The following is a 21680-nucleotide window of genomic DNA, read 5'->3' as shown; positions in this document are numbered from 1 at the left end:
CCCCAGCCCTCTCCCCCCAAGAGAGGGAGCCGACCGAGGTGTCTTGCGTTTTACATCGACCTGAAACAACCAGTCGATTATGGATTCGACGCCAATCGTTCAAGTCGGTGTACCTCTCGAACATCCCCCAATCAGTCCCCTCTCCTGGGGGAGAGGGCTAGGGTGAGGGTGAAAAGGCTGGCTCAACAGGTGCAGCCGATGCGGCCGCCAACGTCCGCAGGCCCATCAACACCACAACCATCATCATCAGACCTGCGGCTATCGCAACGCCGAACCCTGCCCGTGCGCCCCAGGCATCAATCACCAGCCCCGCCAGCATGCCGCCGAGCGCCACGCCGATGCTGATTCCGGTGGTCATCCATGTCAGGCCTTCGGTCATCCTCGCTGCCGGGATGATGATCGTCCCCAGCTTCATGACTACAACCATGGTCGGCGCAAACGAGATGCCGGCGATAAACAACATCGCGGACAGGACATAAACGTCCGGTGAGAACACCGGCAATACGCCGGTGACTGCCGTGACCAATATCCCGATAAAGAACTGTTTTTCAATCGCCAGCGAAACCCGCAACGCGCCGAAGGTCAGGCCCGCCACCAGCGAGCCGAACGCATAGGAGGCGAGGATGAAGGTGGCAGCCGACGGCCAGCCCTGGGCGTTGGCGAAGGCCACAACGGCGACATCGATCGACCCGCCAATGGCCCCCATCGCCAGCAGCGCCAGGACAATGGTGCGAACGCCGGGAATCAGCAGGGTTGAACCACTGTTTTGCCGGTTGCTGGCCACCACTTTCGGTTCGGTCTGACGCTGCATGAGAAACGCCGTCACGCCGACGGCCAGCAGCCCCACCGCCACCAGCGGCCCGGCTTCCGCGAAGAAACTCACGCTCAAACCGATCGCCAGGGGTGGGCCGACGATGTAAGCCAGTTCAGTGAGGACTGTGTCCAGCGAGAAAGCGGTGTGCAGCTGCGGCTTGCCACGAAACAGCTGCGTCCAGCGTGCGCGGATCATGGACGGCATGCTCGGCATCGTCCCCGCCAGTGCCGCCAGTACAAAAAACAACGCAGCGGGCGCCCTCAGGTGCACGGCCACAATCAGCGCCAGCAACATGACGATGCTGAAAACCGTGACGACGGGCAGCACGCGACTCTGGCCATACTGATCAACCTGTTTCGAGATGCGCGGGCCGAGCAGCGCATTGGCCAGGGTAAACGTGCCGGCGACGGCACCGGCCAGCCAGTAAACGCCGGTCTGCTGCACCAGCATGGTGATGATGCCGATGCCGATCATTGCCTGGGGTAGTCGGGCAATGGAGCTCGCGAGGATCAGCCCGGTGGCGCCGGGTGTCGATACCAGTTCGCGATAGTGGTTTGCCATGATGTCTCCATTCCATAAACGTCGCCGATCAGCATCCGGCTGAGGGCGTTGCCGACATCAAGACCTACGCGAACGTCAAAAGCAATCCCTCACCCCAGCCCTCCCGAAACGTCGGACCGCCCGGAGGGAGAGGGAGCCGACCGAGGCGTCTGGCGTTCTACATCGACCTGAGAGATTGCGTCGATTATGGATTCGGAGAAAACCTTTCAGGTCGGCGTATTTCTTGAATATCCCCCATTCAGTCCCCTCCCCCTCTGGGAGAGGGTTAGGGTGAGGGGCTCTTCTCGCAGCCAAACAAAAACCCGCACAAGGCGGGTTTTGTTTGTAGCAGGTGCAGCAATCAGTCAGCCAGACGCCAGGTCGTGCCGCCCTTGCCGTCTTCCAGCACCACGCCCATGGCGGTGAGCTGGTCGCGGATGCGGTCGGATTCGGCCCAGTCCTTGCCGGCACGTGCCGCCAGACGCGCAGCGATCAGCGCCTCGACTTCAGCTGCATCGACACGCCCTTCGGCGCCGGCCTGCAGGAAGTCATCGGCTTCGAGCTGCAACACACCCAGAACGCTGGCCAGTTCTTTCAGGCGCGCTGCCAGACCGGCCGCTGCATCGAGATCGCTCTCGCGCAGACGGTTGATCTCACGCACCATCTCGAACAGCACCGCGCAGGCTTCCGGCGTGCCGAAGTCGTCGTTCATCACCGTGGTGAAACGCTCGACGAACGCTTCGCCGCCCGCCGGCGCCACGTTCGGCAGGCCTTTCAACGCGTGGTAGAAACGCTCCAGTGCGCCCTTGGCGTCCTTGAGGTTGTCTTCCGAATAGTTGATCGCGCTGCGGTAGTGGCTCGACACCAGCAAGTAACGCACGACTTCCGGGTGGTACTTGTCGAGCACGTCGCGAATGGTGAAGAAGTTGTTCAAGGACTTGGACATCTTCTCGCCATTGATCCGGATCATGCCGCAATGCATCCACGCGTTGGCGTAGGTCTTGCCGGTGGCCGCTTCGCTCTGGGCGATTTCGTTTTCGTGGTGCGGGAACTCGAGATCGCTGCCGCCGCCATGAATGTCGAACGTTTCACCCAGGCAGCAGGTGGACATCACCGAGCACTCGATGTGCCAGCCCGGACGCCCGGCGCCCCACGGCGATTCCCAGCTCGGCTCGCCCGGTTTGACGCCTTTCCACAGCACGAAGTCCAGCGGATCTTCCTTCGCTTCGTCGACCTCGATCCGCGCACCGATGCGCAGGTCTTCGATCTTCTTGCGCGAGAGCTTGCCGTAGCCCATGAACTTGCCGACGCGGTAGTACACGTCGCCATTGCCCGGGGCGTAGGCGTAACCCTTGTCGATCAGGGTCTGGATCATCGCGTGCATGCCAGGGATGTGATCCGTGGCGCGCGGTTCCATGTCTGGCTTCTTGATGTTCAGGCGCGCTTCGTCTTCGTGCATCGCGGCGATCATGCGCTCGGTCAACGCTTCGAACGACTCGCCGTTCTCGTTGGCCCGGTTGATGATCTTGTCGTCGATGTCGGTGATGTTGCGCACGTAGGTCAGGTCATAACCGCTGAACCGCAACCAGCGGGTCACCAGGTCGAACGCGACCATGCTGCGGCCGTGGCCCAGGTGGCAGTAGTCGTACACGGTCATCCCGCAGACATACATGCGCACCTTGTTGCCATCCAGCGGCTTGAAGACTTCTTTGCTCTTGGTGAGCGTGTTGTAGATCGTAAGCACGGTGTTTCCTTAAGACTTGATCACTGGCCCCACGAATCGCGCAGGGTCACGGTACGGTTGAATACCGGCTGACCTGGTTTCGAGTCCTTGATATCCGCGACGAAGTAGCCTTCGCGCTCGAACTGGAAACGGTCTTCCGGCTGTGCATTGCCCAGCGAAGGCTCGGCACGACAACCGGTCAGCACTTGCAGTGAGTCAGGGTTGATGTTGTCCAGGAAACTCGCGCTGTCTTCGGCCTTCTCCGGGTTCGGAGAACGGAACAGGCGATCGTACAGACGCACTTCGCACTCGATGCTGGCAGCGGCCGGCACCCAGTGGATCACGCCCTTGACCTTGCGGCCTTCAGGGTTCTTGCCCAGGGTGTCCGGATCGTACGAGCAACGCAGCTCGACGATGTTGCCGTCGGCGTCCTTGATCGCTTCGTCGGCACGGATCACGTAGCTGCCGCGCAGACGCACTTCGCCGTTCGGCTCCAGGCGCTTGTAGCCCTTTGGCGGCTCTTCCATGAAGTCATCGCGGTCGATGTAGATTTCACGGGCGAACGGCAGCTTGCGCACGCCGAGTTCTTCTTTCTGCGGATGACGCGGCAGTTCGAGGTTCTCGACCTGATCTTCCGGGTAGTTGGTGATCACGACTTTCAACGGACGCAGCACGCACATGGCGCGCGGGGCGTTCGCGTCCAGGTCCTGACGGATGCTGAACTCGAGCATGCCGAAGTCGACCACGCCGTCGGAACGGTTGGTGCCGATCATCTCGCAGAAATTGCGGATCGAGGCCGGGGTGTAGCCACGACGGCGGAAGCCCGACAGCGTGGACATGCGCGGATCGTCCCAGCCGTTGACGTGTTTCTCGTCAACCAGTTGCTTGAGCTTGCGCTTGCTGGTGATGGTGTAGTTGAGGTTCAGACGGCTGAACTCGTACTGACGCGGGTGCGCCGGCACTGGCAGTGCGTCGAGAAACCACTCGTACAGCGGACGATGGCTTTCGAACTCCAGGGTGCAGATCGAGTGGGTGATGCCTTCGATGGCGTCCGACTGACCGTGGGTGAAGTCGTAGTTCGGGTAGATGCACCACTTGTCACCGGTCTGATGGTGATGGGCGTGGCGGATGCGGTACATGATCGGGTCGCGCAGGTTCATGTTCGGCGAGGCCATGTCGATCTTGGCGCGCAGCACGCGGGCACCGTCCGGGAACTCACCGGCGCGCATGCGGGCGAACCAGTCCAGGTTCTCTTCCACCGAACGGTCGCGGAACGGGCTGTTCTTGCCAGGCTCGGTCAGGCTGCCGCGGTATTCCTTGGCTTGCTCGGGCGTCAGGTCGTCGACGTAGGCCTTGCCGGCCTTGATCAGCTCGATGGCCCAGTCGTGCAGCTGGTCGAAGTATTGCGAGGCGTAGCGCACTTCGCCGGACCATTCGAAGCCCAGCCATTTGACGTCGCTTTCGATCGCGTCGATGTATTCCTGGTCTTCCTTGGCCGGGTTGGTGTCGTCGAAACGCAGGTGAGTGACGCCGCCGAACTCCTGGGCCAGGCCGAAGTTCACACAGATCGACTTGGCGTGGCCGATGTGCAGGTAGCCATTGGGCTCAGGCGGGAAACGGGTGACGATCTGCGTGTGCTTGCCCGAGTCCAGGTCTGCCTGGATGATCGGCCGCAGGAAATTGACCGGCACGGCAGGGCCGGACTTGGCATTCGAGGTAGGGTCGACAGTGGGCTTGCTCATAGGATCCTTGACTTACATGTGCGCGGCCGCAGAGGGGGCCAGACAAAACAAAGCCGCTATCATAGCCGATGCTGTCAAGGGGCTGACAGAGCAGGCCCTATAAAGGAGTGCATTTAATCGCAGGGATTTGGAAAAACAGCCTCGAAATTCGCGCCTGTCACGCTAAACTGCGCACCTTGGCCCTCACGGGCTGAACCGGTAAAGGGCGTAAATGTCCCAATACCCACGAATTCCTTATAAAGAGTAGCGATCATGACTCAAGTAAAACTGACCACCAACTTCGGTGACATCGTCATCGAACTGAACGCTGAAAAAGCCCCGATCACCGTGGCCAACTTCATCGAGTACGTGAAAAAGGGTCACTACGAGAACGTCGTGTTCCACCGCGTCATCAAAGGTTTCATGATCCAGGGCGGCGGTTTCGAGCCAGGCATGAAAGAAAAGAAAGACAAGAGCCCGAGCATCCAGAACGAAGCCGACAACGGCCTGAAGAACGAGAAGTACACCCTGGCCATGGCTCGCACCATGGATCCGCATTCGGCCTCGGCTCAGTTCTTCATCAACGCCACCGACAACAGTTTCCTCAACCACACCTCCAAGACCGCTCAGGGCTGGGGTTATGCCGTGTTCGGTAAAGTGGTTGCGGGCACCGACGTTGTCGACAAGATCGAAGGCGTTTCCACCACGTCCAAGGCAGGCCACCAGGACGTACCAGCAGACGACGTGATCATCGAGAAAGCCGAGATCATCGAAGCGTGATATTGCTGATTTCAGACTTGCATCTGGAAGAGGAGCGCCCGGACATTACCCGGGCGTTTCTGGATTTGCTCGCCGGACGCGCCCGCTCGGCGAGTGCGTTGTACATTCTGGGCGACTTCTTCGAAGCGTGGATTGGCGACGACGCCATGACCCCCTTCCAGCGTTCCATCTGCCAGGCCCTGCGCGAACTCAGCGACAGCGGCACGGCCATTTTTCTGATGCACGGCAATCGCGACTTCATGCTCGGCAAGGCCTTCTGCAAGCAGGCCGGCTGCACGCTGTTGAAGGACCCGAGTGTCGTGCAGTTTTACGGCGAACCGGTGCTGCTGATGCACGGCGACAGCCTGTGCACCCGCGACGAAGCCTATATGAAGCTGCGCCGCTACCTGCGCAATCCGCTGAGCCTGTTCATCCTGCGCAACCTGCCCTTGCGCACCCGGCACAAGCTTGCGCGCAAGTTGCGCAGCGAAAGCCGGGCGCAGACGCGGATGAAGGCCAATGACATCGTCGATGTCACGCCGGAGGAAATTCCGCGGATCATGCAGGAATACGGGGTGAAAACCCTGGTTCACGGGCACACCCATCGCCCGGCGATCCACAAGTTGCAGATCGGCGATCAGGCGGCGAAGCGGATTGTGCTGGGGGATTGGGATCGTCAGGGCTGGGCGTTGCAGGTGGATGAGAACGGGTTTGCGTTGGCGCCGTTTGATTTTGCGCCACCGCTGGCATTGCCGCACGGCTGAAGATCGCACCCCCTCACCCCAGCCCTCTCCCCCAAGGGGGCGAGGGGGAAAGGGAGCCGATATTCGTAGTTTTCAGAATCTGAGCTCGACTCTGTTTCGCAAGTCTGCAATTCAAGGCCTGAGTTCAACTCGGACTTTCAGGTCGGTGTAACCCGAACATCCACCTCGGTCAGTCCCCTCTCCCTCCGGGAGAGGGTTAGGGTGAGGGAAAGCTCTTGATCTTAGTGCCCGGAAGCCGCCGGCCCTGCCTTGGCTGCGAATGGCGGCTTGGCCAGCCACACAATCAGAATCAACCCCATGAACCCCCAGCCCAGCAGCGTGAAGTAATCCACTGTGGAGAGCATGTACGCCTGACTGGTGAGGATCTGATCCATCTGCGCATAGGCCGATTGGCTCGCACCACCCAGCGAATGCAAAGTCTCGCGAGTCGCCGGCTCATAAGTGCTGATGCTTTCGCTCATATACGCATGATGCTGATCCGCCCGGCGAATCCAGATCCACGTAGTCAACGACGCCGCAAAGCTGCCGCCCAGTGTCCGCAGGAACGTCGCCAGACCCGCGCCATCGGCAATCTGGCTCGGCGGCAAGTCCGACATCAGAATGCTCAGCGTCGGCATGAAGAACAGCGCCACACCAATCCCCATGAACAGCTGCACCAATGCGATGTGCTGGAAGTCCACCTCGTTGGTGAACTCGGCACGCATGAAGCAGCTCAGGCCGATCGCCAGGAACGCCAACCCGGCCAGCAGACGCAGGTCGAACTTGTGCGCGTACTTGCCGACAAACGGCGACAGCAACACCGGCAGAATGCCGATCGGTGCCACCGCCAGACCGGCCCAGGTCGCGGTGTAACCCATCTGGGTCTGCAACCACTGCGGCAGGATCAGGTTGATGCCGAAGAACCCGGCGTAACCCAGCACCAGCACCAGCGTGCCGATGCGGAAGTTGCGATAGGCAAACAGCCGCAGGTTGACCACCGGATGCTGGTCGGTCATTTCCCAGATCACGAACACCGCCAGCGCGATCACCGAAATGGCCGCGCCGATGATGATGAAGTTCGACTCGAACCAGTCCAGGTCATTGCCCTTGTCGAGGATCACCTGCAACGCGCCCACGCCGATGATCAACGTGATCAACCCGACGTAATCCATCGGCTGGCGGCTCGTGACGACCGGGCGCTTGGCCAGCTGCTGGCGCACTACCATCACCGCGAAAATCCCGATCGGCACGTTGATGAAGAAAATCCACGGCCAGCTGTAACTGTCGGTGATCCAGCCGCCGAGGATCGGCCCGGCAATCGGCGCCACCACCGTGACCATCGCCAGCAACGCCAGGGCCATGCCCCGCCTCGCCGGCGGATACACCGCAATCAGCAGTGTCTGGGTCATCGGGTACAACGGCCCGGCCACCAGGCCTTGCAGCACGCGGAAGCCGATCAGTTCCGGCATCGACGTGGAAATACCGCAGAGGAACGAAGCCAGCACAAACAGGATGGTCGCCCACAGAAACAGCTTCACCTCGCCGAAGCGACGGCTCAGCCACCCAGTGAGTGGCAGCGCGATGGCGTTGCTCACGGCGAACGAGGTGATGACCCAGGTGCCCTGCTCCGAACTCACGCCGAGGTTGCCGGAAATGGTCGGCAACGCCACGTTGGCGATGGTGGTGTCGAGCACCTGCATGAAAGTCGCCAGCGACAGGCCGATGGTGCTGAGCAACAGGCTGGGCGGCGAAAAAGAGGCGTTATTGCTCATCGCGAATCCTTTGGAACCTGATTGACGCTGCGTCCGTTAATGACGCAGCCGCCCTTGTGGGAGCGAGCCTGCTCGCGAAGACGGCGGTTCAGCCAACAAAACTGTTGAATTGAAAATCGCCATCGTCGGAACGCCGCCCGGAGCAAGCTCGCTCCCACAGGATGGGATCAGCGTTGCGCGGTCTTGCTGACCGCCGCGCTGTTGTCGTGGATCAACTGGGTGATCATCGCGTCGGCTTCGGCCAGTTGGCGGTCGTAGACGTTGGTGCTGAACGAGGCCTTTTGCGGCGGCTGCTGGGCCAGTACCGGACCGCTCTGGTCGTGCAGGTTGACCTCGACATTGGTCGACAGACCGACGCGCAGCGGGTGTTTGGCCAGCTCTTCGGCGTTGACGTGAATCCGTACCGGCACACGCTGCACGATCTTGATCCAGTTACCGGTGGCGTTCTGCGCCGGCAACAGGGCGAACGCGCTGCCGGTGCCTGCGCCGAGGCTGTCGACGGTGCCGCTGAACTTCACGTCGCTGCCGTAGATGTCCGACTCGATCTCCACCGGTTGGCCGATGCGCATGTCACGCAGCTGGGTTTCCTTGAAGTTGGCGTCGATCCACAGCTGATCCAGCGGAATCACCGCCATCAGCGCGGTGCCCGGCTGCACACGCTGGCCGAGTTGCACGGTGCGCTTGGCGACATAACCGGTGACCGGCGCAATCAGCGTGCTGCGAGCATTGGTCAGGTAGGCCTGGCGCAGTTGCGCAGCGGCGGCCATCACATCGGGATGCGACGAGACCACGGTGTCATCGACCAGCGCGCTGGTGGTTTTCAGTTGCTGTTTGGCGTTGGCCAGGGCGTTCTGCGCCGAGGTCAGGTCATCGCGGGCGTGGGACAGTTCTTCCTGGGAAATCGCCCCGCCGGCCGCGAGGTTTTTCCGCCGGTTGAAGTTGTCCTGGGCTTTCTGCACTTCGGCCTGTTGCGCGTTGACCTGGGCCTTCATGCCGTCGACGTTGCTGTACAGGCCGCGGACCTGACGCACGGTGCGGGCCAGATTGGCCTTGGCACTTTGCAGGCCGACTTCGGCGTCGTTCGGGTCGAAGTTGATCAGCACCTGGCCTTCATGCACCAGATCGCCATCGTCGGCACCGATGCTGACCACGGTGCCGGTCACCAGCGGGGTGATTTCCACCACGTTGCCGTTGACGTAGGCGTCGTCGGTGCTTTCGCTCCAGCGCCCGATGAATTCGTGATACGCCCAGACACCGGCACCGGCGAGGGCAACCACAACGGCCAGCACCAGCAGCATCACTTTGCGTTTGCGCGGATTGCCAGTGTCCTGGGCGTTGTCTTGAGCTTGTGTGTTTTCGGCAGTGGCCATGACAAGTACCTTGAATTAGTTGTGCGGCGTGGCTGGGGTGGCGTTGGCTGCGGTCAGGGTTTGCCCCTGGAAGCCGCCGCCCAGCGCTTGCATCAGTTGAATCGACAGGTCGATCTGCTCGGCATTCAGGTTGGCCAGCTGACGCTGGGCCTGCAGCAATTGCTGCTCGATGCTGAGCACGTCCAGGTAGTTGCCGATGCCGGAACCGTAACGCTGGACGACGGTGTTGTAAGAGTCCTGGGCAATCTCGGTCGCGTGCTGCTGAGCGCCGATCTGCCGGCCGATGTCGCGCAACTGGTTGATCGTGTCGCTGACATCGCCCAGGGCTTTCACCAGGCTTTTGTTGTACTGCGCCACGGCGAGGTCGTAATCGGCGTCGCGGGCATCGAGGTTGGCGCGCAGGCGTCCGCCATCGAAGATCGGCACCGAAATCGTCGGGGCAATGTTGAAGAAGCGACTGGCGGAACCGAACATCGCGTCCCCCAACAAGGATTCGGCACCAGCGGAAGCCGACAGGTTCAGGTTGGGATAGAAGCGGGTCTTGGCCGAGTCGATGTCCTTGCTCGCCGCCTCGACACGCCAGCGCGCGGCGACCAGATCAGGGCGACGGCCCAGCAGTTCGGCCGGCAGCACCGAGGGCAGTGCGACAGCGCTGGCTTGCAGGACTTTCGGTCGAGCGATTTCGTTGCCGCGATCCGGGCCTTTGCCGAGCAATACCGCCAGGGCGATTTTTGCGCTGTTCAGGCGTTTCTCAGCGTCGATCAGACTGGCTTCGGAGCTGGCTTCCAGACTTTGGGTCTGCTGGAACTGGTACTGGCTGTCGATCCCCGAGCTCAAACGACGCTGACTCAGGTCGAGCATCTGCTTGGTGCGCTTCAAATCTTCGTTGGCCAGGTCATAAACGATGTGCGCCTGACCCAGATCGCTGTAGGCCCGGGCCACATCGGCAGCCAGGGTCAGTTGCGCGGCCTGACGGTCGACTTCGGCGGCGCGGGCCTGACCGAGTGCAGCTTCCCAAGCATCACGCTGACCGCCCCACAGGTCGAAGTTGTAATTGAAGCCGGCGCTGATGTTGCGCACGGTGGAGTAAGCCCCACCCTGCCCCAACGGATCCTGATCCCGGGCCAGACGCGAACGGCTGATGCCGGCGCTGGCGTCGAGGGTCGGATAGCGCTCGGCATCGGCGGCGTACGCGGCGGCGCTGGCCTGATGGGCGCGGGCGTCGGCGATCTGCATGTCCGGGCTGTCTTTCAGGGCTTCGCGGATCAGACCGTCGAGCTGCGGATCGCCGAGGCTGGTCCACCAGTCGCTCTTCGGCCAAGCGGCCTGGGACAGGGTGACGCCGTTGAGCGATTGCCCGGTTTGCAGGGTTTTCGCATCGAGGCTGGTACCCTGGGTATCGAGGCCACTGTAGTTGGCGCAACCGGCGAGGATCATCGCCGACAGCACCAGTGTCAGGCTGCTGCGCAAGGTTTTACCGCTCATTGTGTTCACCTAACCGCTGGATGGTGATCGGGTCACCGGCTGCCAGCAAAATTTTCTTGAGGATGTATTCCAGGGTTTTCAACTCGTCCGGGGTCACGGCGCCGGCCAGTTCATTCATGGCGTCGGCGCCGATGTGCGGCAGGCGATCGGCCAGTTGCTGGCCCTGCTCGGTGAGTTTGAGTTGCACCTGACGGCGATCGCCTTCGCTGCGTTGGCGAACCAGGAAACCTTTCTGCTCCAGACGGTCGAGCATGCGGGTCATCGAACCGCTGTCCAGCGACAGGTGCCGGCACAGCTCGGCCGGGGTGTCGACGCCGAACTGGGCCATGATGATCAACACCTTGAACTGCGCGGCGGTGATGCCGTGGGGTTCCATGTGGGTGTCGATGATCTTGTCCTTGAGCAAGGCGGCACGGCCGAGCAACAGGCCGAGATGGCAATGCTTGAATTCGTCTGGGGTGAAATGCTTCATGTGCTCACCTAATAACTGCCTAGGCAGTGAATGTATGTCGAGATGTTACTGCCTAGGCAGCGAATGTCAACGTAATAGTTAGGTTGCTTTGTAATTAGTTGACCAGTGGACTGGGTTTTTCTGTCGTCCGTGCAGACGCCATCGCGAGCGGGCTCGCTCCCACAGGGGATCTCACGCACACACGGATCAATGTGGGAGCGAGCTTGCTCGCGAAGGCAGCGACTCGGTGTAGAGCCGTTCAGGATTTGTCGGAGGGGTGATTCATCGGTGGTGGCTGAAGGGGATGGACTTCACGCCCACGCAACGCAGTTGCCACATAACCGCAGGCGCGCCTGGCTCCCGCGTAAATGCCGTGCCAGCCCGGCGGCGCCGGCTCGATGGCGGCATGCAACGCCCGCGCATAGTCGAGCACCAGACCGGGTGTCCAGGCCATGGCCTCGGCGCGCTTGCGCACTTGGGCCGCGACCCAGAATTCGGGACTGATGATGACCCGGGCGAAATCCAGCATGCTCGAATGCCCCCGGTTCATCGCGCCTTCAAGGGCTGCCTCAAGGCTGTGCGCGACAGCACTCGAACAATTACGGCTGGTGAGGTTGTAGGTGGTGGTCTGTCGATAGGCCGCCCAGAACGCCTGAAGCCGCGCGGCGTCGTAGTGCGCGAAGCTGACCTGAACCGACGACGGGCACCAGTCGGCGACCTCGCTCGCATAGTCCGGCAGAAACCGCCCCACCACGTCGTTGTTCGGCGTAGCTCGCAGCAACCGCACAAAATCCCCCGCCGAGCGATCGATATCGTCCAGCGGATAATGGCTGATGTAGATGTCCGGCCCACATTCCAGTGCCGCGTGGCCGGCGGAAATGACGCCGTTGATATCGACCGCCGCGATGTAACGATTGAGGAAGCGGTTGCGCACCAGGGTGTCTTCAACCGTACCGCTGGGTGTCCAGACATGGATCACCATTGCGCTGTTGCATGCAGGGGCATGGACCGGGGAAGGCGTCACCGACGACGGCCTGTTCTTGAACCGCCATGCCTGCTGCAACAAGGCACAGCCCGAAAGAAAGATGCTCATGCCGATGCAGAACGGCACCGTACCCTTGTAGAGGCTCGGATACGGTTCGAGGATGAACACGCCAAAACCGATCTCGAACAGCGCCACCAGCAGTGACATTCGCCAACCGACAAAGCGCACCACCACCGCAGCCGCCAGTCGAAAACCGCCATCGAGCAGAAAAGCCGCACCGAACAGCACCGCGAGAATCACACCGGCAGCATGCTGTCGGTCGACGATCAGCAGCCCCAGCAGCAGAAACGCCAGACCGCGAGCCTTGCGCAAAACCGCCGCTGTACCGGTTTTCGGGGCCGGCACCAGCAGAATGATCAGGGCTTCGAGCAACAACAGATAGCCGAACACATGCAGCGGAAAATACAGAACGCCGTCCAGCGCATCGATGAAGATGGCCACTCCGGCCGCGCCCCAGACAACGCCGGTCAATGCCAGGGCTGACCAGCGCCGGCGTACAAAATCGTGACCGAGCAAGACCATACTCAAACGAACCATTGGCGCCCCCGGGGCGTTTCGGGCAGCCGCAAACGGCGCCCTTCAAGCTGCGGTCAGTCTAATACATCCAGAAAAAAGCCGGATCGTGGTGACACGATCCGGCCAGGGGGAACGCGGGCTAGAAATCCCGCTTGTAGAAGATGTCCAGCGAACTGGCCACGCCGCTGGCGGCTTCGAGGTATACCTTCTTGCTCAGCTTGTAGCGCAAGGCGATGGTGTTGGCCGGCTCGAACACGCCGACGCCGTAACGCAGGCTGAGTTTTTCCGAGATGTTGCCGCTGGCCACCACGCTGGTGGTGTTGCCGCTGCCCTGGGTGTCGAGCTGGAAGTCCTGAATGCCCAAATCACTGGCCAGACTGCTGGTGACCCCGGAACTGCCCATCAGACCCAGACCGAGCGCCGCCTGCGCGAGCATGTTGTTGTCCTCGCCGGTGGTGCTCAGCGGACGCCCCAGCACCAGATAAGACAGCGCTTGTTCCTGGCTCATGGCCGGTTCCGAGAAGATCTGTGTCGTCGGCTGCTCGGCGCTGCCGCTCAGGCGGATACCGGCGATCACATCATCGGTCTGGCGAATCGCTTCGATGTCCAGATACGGCTGATCGATCGGCCCGGCAAACAGCAGACGCGCGCGACGCACCGTCAGGCGCTGACCATAAGCGCGGTAGCGTCCGTCGTTGAGCCACAGCTCGCCACGGGTGTCCATGTTGTCGCCGATGTGCACCTGGCCTTGCAGGTTGGCGGTCAGGCCGAACCCGGCGAAGCTCAACTTGTCCTGGCCGACCACCACGTCGATGTCCATTTTCATCGCCAGCGGCGGTTTGCCCTCCTCGGTCTGCGCGTCGACGATGATCGTGTCATCGGAGACTTTCACCGTCGATGGCGGCAGTTCGCGCACGGTGATTTCGCCTTTCGGTACCAGCACCTTGCCGGCAATCGCCAGCTCATCGCCGGCCATGGAAATCTTCAGGTCCGGCGCTACTTCCAGTTTCGCGTAGGGCTCGACCGTGACCGGCAATTGCGTGCCCTTGAGCGCCAGATCCACCACCAGCGCCTGACCCCAGGCGATGTTGCCGTTCAGACTGCCCTGCCCGCTCTTGCCGCTTTTCCAGCCGCCGTTCAATTGCACGGCTTCACCGGCGATCACCGCTTGCAGTTGCAACGCTTGCAGCTCGATCGGCAACTCCGGCCCGGACACTTCGCCGTCGCTAAGCTGCACGGTGCCGTTGACCAGCGGCGCGAGCAGCCCGCCGGAAATCGTGCCGCTGCCGTTCAGCCGCCCGGTGAGTTTCTCGACCATCGGCACAAACGGCCGCGCCACCGACAGATCCAGTCCGCTGAGGCGGAATGTACCGCTGAGCGGTTTGTTCTTCGGCAGCGGGTTGAGCTGCGCCTGCACCATCAGCTCACCGAGCTTGCCGCCGACGAAGTTGAGATCAGTGTCGATGCGTTTCGGCGTGAGTTTGCTGGTGAGCTTGAGGGTCTGGTACGGGAAGTCGACCCACTGATCCTTTTCCTTCATGCGCAAGGTGCCGCCGCTGGCGTCAACGCTGATCTGGCCGTTCGGGCCGCTGGCCGGCAGGTCCAGTTGCAGGTCGGCGTTGAGCTTGCCCTGCCAGGCGAAATCCTTCGGCAACCACTGCGCCAGGCTTTCGATCGGGAACTGCTTGAGGTGATAACGCAGCTTCGGCTCCGGCATAAGGCGTTGATCTTCACCGCACAGGCTGGCATTGCCGGACATCCAGCAATGGGCGCCAAAGTTGATCTTGCCGTCGGCCAGACGTTCGAGTTTGGCCGGGTTTTGCAGCTTCCAGTCTTGGCCGCCGGCCTGAATGTCGCCGCTGGCCAGACGCCCGCGCCAGTTGCCCTTGTCCAGATTGCCGTCCAGACCCAACGCCAGTTTGAGCTTCGGCCCGAGCAGGTCGAGGTTGAGTTTCTGGTTTTTGATATCGCCCTGGGCGCTGGCGGTCAGGGTGCCCAGCGACGTATCGCCGGCCTGGATGCCGCTGCCCTTGAGGTCGATTTTCGCCCGTTGCGCGCTGTCGAGGGTGGCGTCGAGGTTAAGGCTTTGCAGGCGATTGTCCTGGAACGCCAGTTGCGAACCTTGCAGACCGAGCTTGCCCTGCGGTGCCTTGAGCGTACCGGCAACATCGACCCGACCGTTGATCTGCCCGCGCAGCTGCGGCCAGAGCTGGGCCAGACGCGCCAGTTTGATGTCGATCTGCCCGATGAGCTTCTGTTGCAGACTGCCCTTGCCGTTGATGCTGTTATCTCCGAGGCGGATTTGCAGGGCATTCAGATTCCACTGCTCGCCCGCGCCGTCGGCCTTGGCTTGCAGGATCGCCGGTTGCCCGCGCAGTTTGCCCTTCAGGTCGAGGTCGGCATTCAGGCTCAGGCGCTCGTTTTTCATTTCGCCTTTGCTCTTCAACGGACCGGCCAGGGTGCCCGGCAGCTCCGCGACCCAATAGGCCGGGTTGAGCGCCGACAGTTCCAGCGCGGTGTCCCAGGCGATGCCATCGGCGAACTGCACGTTCACATGGCCTTCGGCCTTGCCCTGCCCGGCTTCGAGTTTCAGTTGCGGCAGGAAGATCTGCTTGAGGTTGCCACTGAACGGACTGCTCAGGCTGAACGCCCCCGCCGGACCATCTGCAGCGGCGGCGAAATTACCGATGTACTGACCGTCGGTGTAGGAGACTTCGCCGGTGAAGGTACGCAACGTGACCTGCGGCTCGTCGATCTCCGGATAGAGCCGGTGCCAGGGAAAATCCAGCCAGTTGATATTGGCCTGGGCGCTGAGGCCTTTGCTCCAGTCGACATTGCCGGTGAGCTTGAGGCTTTGCTTGTCGTTGGCCGTCAGATCCAGGCCGGCAATCTGCGCACCCTTGGCGTCAACCTTGCCTTTGAGCAACAGCGCCACCGGGCCTTTATCGGCAGGCAACGTCGCATTGCCGAGCAATTGGTAACCGTTTTTCAGGTCGCCTTCGCCGGTCAATACCAGCTGATTGAATTGCAGGGTGTCCGGAAGATCCGCGCTCGGCTTGAACGCCTCCGAGGTGATCCGCACTTTGGCCGGCAGATTCTCCACCAGCGGTTGCAGTTCGCCGCTCAACTGGCCGTCGAGGTAGCCACGGCTGTCGGCGTGCAGGTTGAGGGTTTTCAGCAGGTCGCCGTCGACTTTCAGCGCCAGCGTCCACGGCTCGGGCGCCGGCGACGGCAAGGTCAGATCACCGGCGATGCTCAGCGGCCAGTTGCCGGTCGGTTGCAACAGGCCGGACAGGTTCAGGCTCAGGTCGTCGCGTTGCAGTTTCACGCTGTCGATCTGCATGCCCTTGGCGGTCCAGTGCGCCGCCAGTTGCAGGCCTTTCAACTCTTCACTGCCGTTGAACAGCAGGCTGCCGACCTGCACGTCGCCCAGCTCGATGGCCACTGGCAATTGCAGATCAGGAAGTTTGATCGGGCCGCTTTCAGTGACTTCTTCGCTCGGCGGGAATCGCAGGCCGACGGTATCGGCCTTGAGCTGTTGGATGCACAACGTCATGCGCGTCAGGCACAGCGGCGACCATTCGAAGATCGGCTTGCTCAGCTCGACGCGGCTGGTGTCTTGCTGCCAGAGCAGATGATCGGCACTCCACTGCCCACCGAGACGACCCTGGAAATTGTCGACGCTCAGGCCCGGCACCAGACCCAGCACCCAACGGCTGCCGGCCTGCGTTCCGAGCACAGCGGTAATGCTCAATACAATCAGCAGCACCAGCGACAACAGCGCCAGCGCGGATATTTTCAAACCACGCTTCACAGCTCAGGCCCCATGGAAAAGTGCAGCCGGATGCCGCCATCGTCGTCCAGCGCATGGGCCAGGTCGAGGCGGATCGGCCCCACCGGCGAAACCCAGCGCACACCGATACCGACCCCGGTCTTGAGGTTCGGCAGTTCGAGTTTATTGAAGGAGTTGCCCTGATCGACGAAGGTCGCCACGCGCCACTTCTCGGCAATCGAATATTGGTACTCGACGCTGCCGGCCACCATGTAGCGCCCGCCGATGCGGTCGCCCTCGGAGTTTTCCGGGGACAGGCTCTGATAGTCGTAGCCGCGCACGCTCTGATCACCGCCGGCGAAGAAGCGCAGCGACGGCGGCACCGATTTGTAGCCGTTGGTGGCGCTGCCGCCGACCTGTACCCGGCCGAGCAAACGGTGCTTGTCGAACACGGTGGTCAGGCCTTTGACCAGCGCCGTGCCGTAAACCAGGTTGTTGTCCGAACCGAGGCCTTCTTTCGCAACCTTGCTTTCGAAGGTCAGGCGATAGCCATTGTGCGGATCGATGCGGTTGTCGCTCTTGAGGTAGGAATAGCTGACGCCGGGCATCAGCAAGGTGCTCAGACCGGAGTCGTCGCCGAGCTGGTATTCCTCGCGCTGCCATTTCAGCGAGATCACCCGCTGCCAGCCGCTCGGCAGTTTGCTGTGCCATTCCGGGCCGAAGGTCAGCAGCTTGCTCAAGGTGTCGGAACCGTCGATGTCCTCATATTGATAACCGCCGGCCCAGCGCAGTTTGTCGGTCAGCGGAGGATCCAGCGGGATGTCATAGAACAGGCCGACGTTTTGTCGTGGCGCCGACAGTTCGGCCTCCCAGCCATAACTGTCGCCCTGCGGGTTGACCCAATGGCGGGTCCAGTTGGCCTTGATTCGCGGGCCGACGTCAGTGGAATAACCAAGACCCAGGCCCATGGTGCGCGGCTTGCGGGTGTCGAGTTTGACGTCCACCGGGATCACGTCGTTTTTGGCGGCGGTCGGCGCGGCGTCGACCCGCACGCCTTCGAAATAGCCGCTCGATTGCAGGTCGCGGTTGAGTTCGGCGATCAGCTCGGAGTCATACGGCTCGCCGGCCTTGAACGGCACCATGCGTTGCAGCAGGTCTTCGTCGAACGGGGTGTCGCCTTCGAAGCTGACCTTGCCCAGCGCGTAACGCGGGCCGCTTTCGTAGATCAATTCCACGTCGGCGACTCCGGCGCGGGGATCGACCATCAATTTCTGGCTGGTGAAACGGCCACTGAAGAAGCCATAGCGCGACGCCTGGTTCTGGATCAAACGCTTGGCGTCTTCGTAACGCCCATGGTTGAGCACCGCGCCGGGCTTGAGCACGTCACTTTTCGGGACTCGAAAGGATTTGAGAGAGGCCGCCGGGCCGTCAACACGCACGGTCACGTTGCGCAGGCGAATCGGCTCGCCGGGATCGATGTTCAGCACCAGACGCGGTTTTTCACCGCCCTTGACGTCGCTTTCGATCTGCGGCTGGTAATAACCCAAGGCCTGGGCGGCCTTGCGCGCCTGCTCTTCGGCGCCGCGACTGAAGCGCTGCAAGGCTTCTTCGTCACGATCGCCGAGGCTGCCGATATAGCCTTCTATATTGGCTTTCAGTTCATCGTTGGACGGTTTGATCCGCACATCCAATTCACTTTGCGCCAGCGCCGCGCAGCTGGTTAACAGCATGAGCACGCCACTGGTAAATCTTCCTGGAAACTTCATAGGCGCGGATGCTATCACGGGCTTGGGAGCGTGATAGAACAGGAAATTTCCCAAAAAGTTCGACGGTCATCCCGTTGCAGTTTGTAACACCTGCGGGTTGGCGTGGAAAAACACGTGCTCGCGCACCGGGCCGACGGCCACTTCACCGATTTCCTCGTAACCCTGACGCTTGTAGAACTCCAGATAACGCGGGTTGCCGGTGTCGAGGATCACGCCTTGGGAGGTTTCGTCCACCGCGCACCAGTTGTGCACCGCTTGCAGCAGCTGTTCGCCGAAGTGTTTGCCCTGAAATTGCGGATGCACACCGAGCAGCGGCAGCATGTGCACCGAGTCGGTCGGCACGCAGGCTTCAACGGCGGCGTGATATTCCAGATAGCGCCGGGTGCAGCGGAAACCGGTGCTCAGCACCATGCGCAAACGCCAGGCCCAACTCTCGGTAACACCCAGACGCCGTTGCGGCGGTGCAATCAGGGCGATACCGATCAGGCGATCGTTGACCAACAGGCCGATGGCGGGCAGATCCTGCAGAAAATGCTGTTTGACCAGCTCCCGCACCGTGGCGCGCACCCGTTGTTCGTAACCCGGACGCTCGGCTTCGAACAGGTAAGCGAAGGTCGGCTCGTGGCGGTAAGCCTGATAAAGAAGGGATCGCGCTTCCCGGGAATAGCCGCGGTCGAGCATGTGGATGTCGGCGATGGCGGTTTGGGTTTCAGGCATGACGGTGATTCTCCCTGGACGGGACTCAACAGGCCCCGTTCTTGTTATACGAGCCTTGGGCTGAAGGGATCGTTCCCACATCCGAAAGACATTAGCAGCGCATATGGACTACCGCCACGCTGGCCCAGATCCTACATGTCAGCTAGCATCGCCCTTTTGCCAGGACTGCCGACCATGAAGATCGTTTCCTTCAACATCAACGGACTGCGGGCCCGTCCGCATCAGCTGGCGGCGCTGATCGAGAAGCATCAGCCGGACGTGATCGGCCTGCAGGAAACCAAGGTCCACGACGACCAGTTCCCGCTGGATGAAGTGCGGGCCCTGGGTTATCACGTGTATTTCCACGGCCAGAAAGGCCATTACGGCGTCGCTCTGCTCTCGCGCCAGGAACCGATTGCCATACACAAAGGTTTTGCCACCGATGAAGAAGACGCGCAGCGGCGCTTCATCTGGGGCACGTTCGCCGACGCCAACGGCGTGCCGGTGACGATCATGAACGGCTATTTCCCACAGGGTGAAAGCCGCGACCATCCGACCAAGTTTCCGGCCAAGCAACGCTTCTACAGCGATCTGCAAGCTCTGCTGGAAAGCCAGTTCCACAATGAACAACCGCTGGTGGTGATGGGCGACGTCAACATCTCCCCGGAAGACAGCGACATCGGCATCGGCCCGGACAACATGAAGCGCTGGCTGAAAACCGGCAAATGCAGCTTCCTGCCGGAAGAGCGCGAGTGGATGGCTCGCCTGAAAAACTGGGGCCTGACCGACAGTTTCCGTCACCTGAACCCGGACGTGACCGACACGTTCAGCTGGTTCGACTACCGCAGCCGCGGGTTTGAAGACGAGCCGAAACGTGGCCTGCGCATCGATGTGATTCTGGCGTCCCACGGTTTGCTGCCACGGGTGAAAGCCGCCGGCGTCGACTATGAACTGCGCGGGATGGAAAAGCCTTCGGACCATGCGCCGATCTGGCTGGAATTGAGCTGACCCGCTTGAAGCAGAAGATCACAGCCAGAGGTTGTGATCTTCTGCCCTGTCATCTTTCAGCAACCTCACTGACTTAATCTCCCCGGCAATCCCCTTGGCTGCAATCGGTGCCGGCATGACCCTGCGTGTTCTGTTCATCTTTCTCCTGAGCGCCTGGCTGCAGGTTGGGTTTGCGGCGTTGCCCATTCCCGAGAACGGCCCGGTATTGCGCATCCAGGGTTCCAACACCATCGGCGCGGCGCTCGGCCCAGCGCTGGTGGAAGGCCTGTTGCAAGATCAGGGGCTGTTGAAAGTCCACAGCGAAACCCCGGACACCGCCAACGAACAGCGGGTCGTCGGCCTGACGGCCCAAGGCCAGAGGGTCGTGGTGGAGATCGCCGCCCACGGTTCGAGCACCGGTTTCACTGCACTCAAGAACGCCAGCGCCGATCTGGCCGCCTCCTCGCGCCCGATCAAGGACAGCGAACTGCTGAACCTGCAAGCCCGGGGCGATCTGAAAAGCCCCGACGCCGAGCAGGTCATCGCCATCGATGGCCTGGCGATCATCCTTCATCCCGACAATCCGCTGAATCAATTGAACACCGAACAACTGGCGCGAATCTTCAGTGGCGAGGCGAAGACGTGGGAAGACATCGGCGGCAAGGGTGGGACGATTCATTTATATGCGCGGGATGATCAGTCCGGCACCTACGACACCTTCAAGGAACTTGTCCTCAGCCGTCGTGGGAAATCCCTGAGCAATGCCGCGAAACGGTTTGAATCCAGCGAGCAGTTGTCCGACGCCGTCAGTGCCGATCCGCAGGCCATCGGTTTCATCGGCCTGCCCTATGTGCGTCAGGCCAAGGCCGTGGCGATTGTCGACGGGCAATCCCAGGCGATGCTGCCGCTCGCCAGCCTGATCGCCACCGAAGACTATCCGCTGTCGCGGCGGCTGTTCTTCTATCTGCCGCCCGACAGCAACAATCCCTGGGCCAGGGCGTTGGTGGAGTTTGCGCAGAGCCGTCGGGGCCAGGCGATTGTCGCGGCCAACGGTTTTATCGCCCAGACCGTGCAGGCTATCGCCGTCACGCCGAATGCGCTGATGCCCGAGGGTTATCAATCCCTCAGCCGCCACGCCCAGCGTCTGACCGTGAACTTCCGTTTCGAAGAAGGCAGCGCCAGCCTCGACAACAAGGCCCGCCAGGATCTGGCCCGGGTTTTCGACTATATAAAGCACCACGACAAGACCGACCGCGCGGTAACACTGGTGGGATTCGGCGACGCTAAGGACGACCCGGCGCGAGCGGATTTGCTGTCGAAGCTGCGGGCGATGGCGGTACGCAGGGAGCTGGTGAAAAACGGCGTGGTATTGCGCGAGGTGCGCGGGTTTGGCGCGCTGATGCCGGTGGCGACCAACAGCGGGGATGAAGGCAGGATCAAGAATCGGCGGGTTGAGGTTTGGGTTTACTGAACCTCCCCGATCGTTCCCACGCAGAGCCGTGATCGCTCCCACGCAGTAC

General features: G+C 61.6%; 15 protein-coding genes. 4 read left to right on the top strand and 11 right to left on the bottom strand.

Annotation, left to right across the window (positions count from 1 at the left end; translation table 11 throughout):
* Positions 1–157: 157 nt before the first annotated feature.
* The 3 genes from AC07XZ_RS20315 to AC07XZ_RS20305 form a co-directional block, all read right to left on the bottom strand.
* Positions 158–1375 (bottom strand): MFS transporter, encoded by a 1218-nt coding sequence (locus AC07XZ_RS20315; protein WP_102687175.1) that lies wholly within the window; start codon positions 1373–1375, stop codon positions 158–160.
* Positions 1376–1715: 340 nt separating this feature from the next.
* On the bottom strand, positions 1716–3098 hold the full coding sequence (gene cysS / locus AC07XZ_RS20310; RefSeq protein ID WP_085690018.1) for a cysteine--tRNA ligase: 1383 nt from the start codon (positions 3096–3098) through the stop codon (positions 1716–1718).
* Positions 3099–3118: 20 nt separating this feature from the next.
* Entirely contained in the window at positions 3119–4819 is a 1701-nt protein-coding gene (locus AC07XZ_RS20305; RefSeq protein ID WP_102687174.1) for a glutamine--tRNA ligase/YqeY domain fusion protein, read from the bottom strand.
* Positions 4820–5071: 252 nt separating this feature from the next.
* Here AC07XZ_RS20305 and AC07XZ_RS20300 point away from each other — a divergent pair, with 252 nt between their 5' ends.
* On the top strand, positions 5072–5578 hold the full coding sequence (locus AC07XZ_RS20300; protein ID WP_007951494.1) for a peptidylprolyl isomerase: 507 nt from the start codon (positions 5072–5074) through the stop codon (positions 5576–5578).
* The gene (gene lpxH, locus AC07XZ_RS20295; RefSeq protein WP_102687173.1) at positions 5575–6321 is read left to right on the top strand and encodes a UDP-2,3-diacylglucosamine diphosphatase; all 747 of its coding nucleotides are present in this window, start codon (positions 5575–5577) and stop codon (positions 6319–6321) included. The genes AC07XZ_RS20300 and lpxH overlap by 4 nt, the downstream gene beginning before the upstream one ends.
* Positions 6322–6542: 221 nt before the next feature.
* Here lpxH and AC07XZ_RS20290 read toward each other — a convergent pair whose 3' ends face one another.
* From AC07XZ_RS20290 to AC07XZ_RS20255, 8 genes are all read right to left on the bottom strand, one after another.
* Positions 6543–8072 carry a DHA2 family efflux MFS transporter permease subunit gene (locus AC07XZ_RS20290; protein ID WP_102687172.1) on the bottom strand — a complete coding sequence of 510 codons (1530 nt, stop codon included), beginning with the start codon at positions 8070–8072 and terminating at the stop codon, positions 6543–6545.
* 167 nt (positions 8073–8239) lie between these two features.
* Positions 8240–9442 (bottom strand): HlyD family secretion protein, encoded by a 1203-nt coding sequence (locus AC07XZ_RS20285; protein WP_085745958.1) that lies wholly within the window; start codon positions 9440–9442, stop codon positions 8240–8242.
* A gap of 15 nt (positions 9443–9457) precedes the next feature.
* Positions 9458–10927, bottom strand: a complete 1470-nt coding sequence (locus AC07XZ_RS20280; RefSeq protein WP_102687171.1) for an efflux transporter outer membrane subunit — start codon at positions 10925–10927, stop codon at positions 9458–9460.
* A complete protein-coding gene (locus AC07XZ_RS20275; RefSeq protein ID WP_085608360.1) occupies positions 10917–11399 on the bottom strand; it encodes a MarR family winged helix-turn-helix transcriptional regulator in 483 nt (160 codons plus the stop codon). The genes AC07XZ_RS20280 and AC07XZ_RS20275 overlap by 11 nt, the downstream gene beginning before the upstream one ends.
* A 238-nt stretch (positions 11400–11637) precedes the next feature.
* Entirely contained in the window at positions 11638–12960 is a 1323-nt protein-coding gene (locus tag AC07XZ_RS20270; RefSeq protein WP_102687170.1) for a hypothetical protein, read from the bottom strand.
* Between the two features lie 118 nt (positions 12961–13078).
* Entirely contained in the window at positions 13079–16753 is a 3675-nt protein-coding gene (locus tag AC07XZ_RS20265) for a translocation/assembly module TamB domain-containing protein (protein WP_102687169.1), read from the bottom strand.
* Positions 16750–18477 (bottom strand): autotransporter assembly complex protein TamA, encoded by a 1728-nt coding sequence (locus AC07XZ_RS20260; RefSeq protein WP_039767489.1) that lies wholly within the window; start codon positions 18475–18477, stop codon positions 16750–16752. The genes AC07XZ_RS20265 and AC07XZ_RS20260 overlap by 4 nt, the downstream gene beginning before the upstream one ends.
* A 66-nt stretch (positions 18478–18543) precedes the next feature.
* A complete protein-coding gene (locus AC07XZ_RS20255; RefSeq protein WP_064380744.1) occupies positions 18544–19194 on the bottom strand; it encodes a GNAT family N-acetyltransferase in 651 nt (216 codons plus the stop codon).
* 174 nt (positions 19195–19368) lie between these two features.
* Between AC07XZ_RS20255 and xthA the strand changes: the two genes are divergently transcribed.
* Positions 19369–20181: an exodeoxyribonuclease III gene (gene xthA, locus AC07XZ_RS20250; RefSeq protein WP_102687168.1), complete on the top strand. Its 813-nt coding sequence runs from the start codon at positions 19369–19371 to the stop codon at positions 20179–20181.
* A gap of 115 nt (positions 20182–20296) precedes the next feature.
* Positions 20297–21631 (top strand): substrate-binding domain-containing protein, encoded by a 1335-nt coding sequence (locus tag AC07XZ_RS20245; protein ID WP_102687167.1) that lies wholly within the window; start codon positions 20297–20299, stop codon positions 21629–21631.
* Positions 21632–21680 lie beyond the last annotated feature (49 nt).

Source organism: Pseudomonas sp. GW458-11-26-14-LB4 (assembly GCF_059423925.1).
Note: the sequence above shows the minus strand (reverse complement) of the source record. Positions and strands in the feature narration are given on the sequence as shown.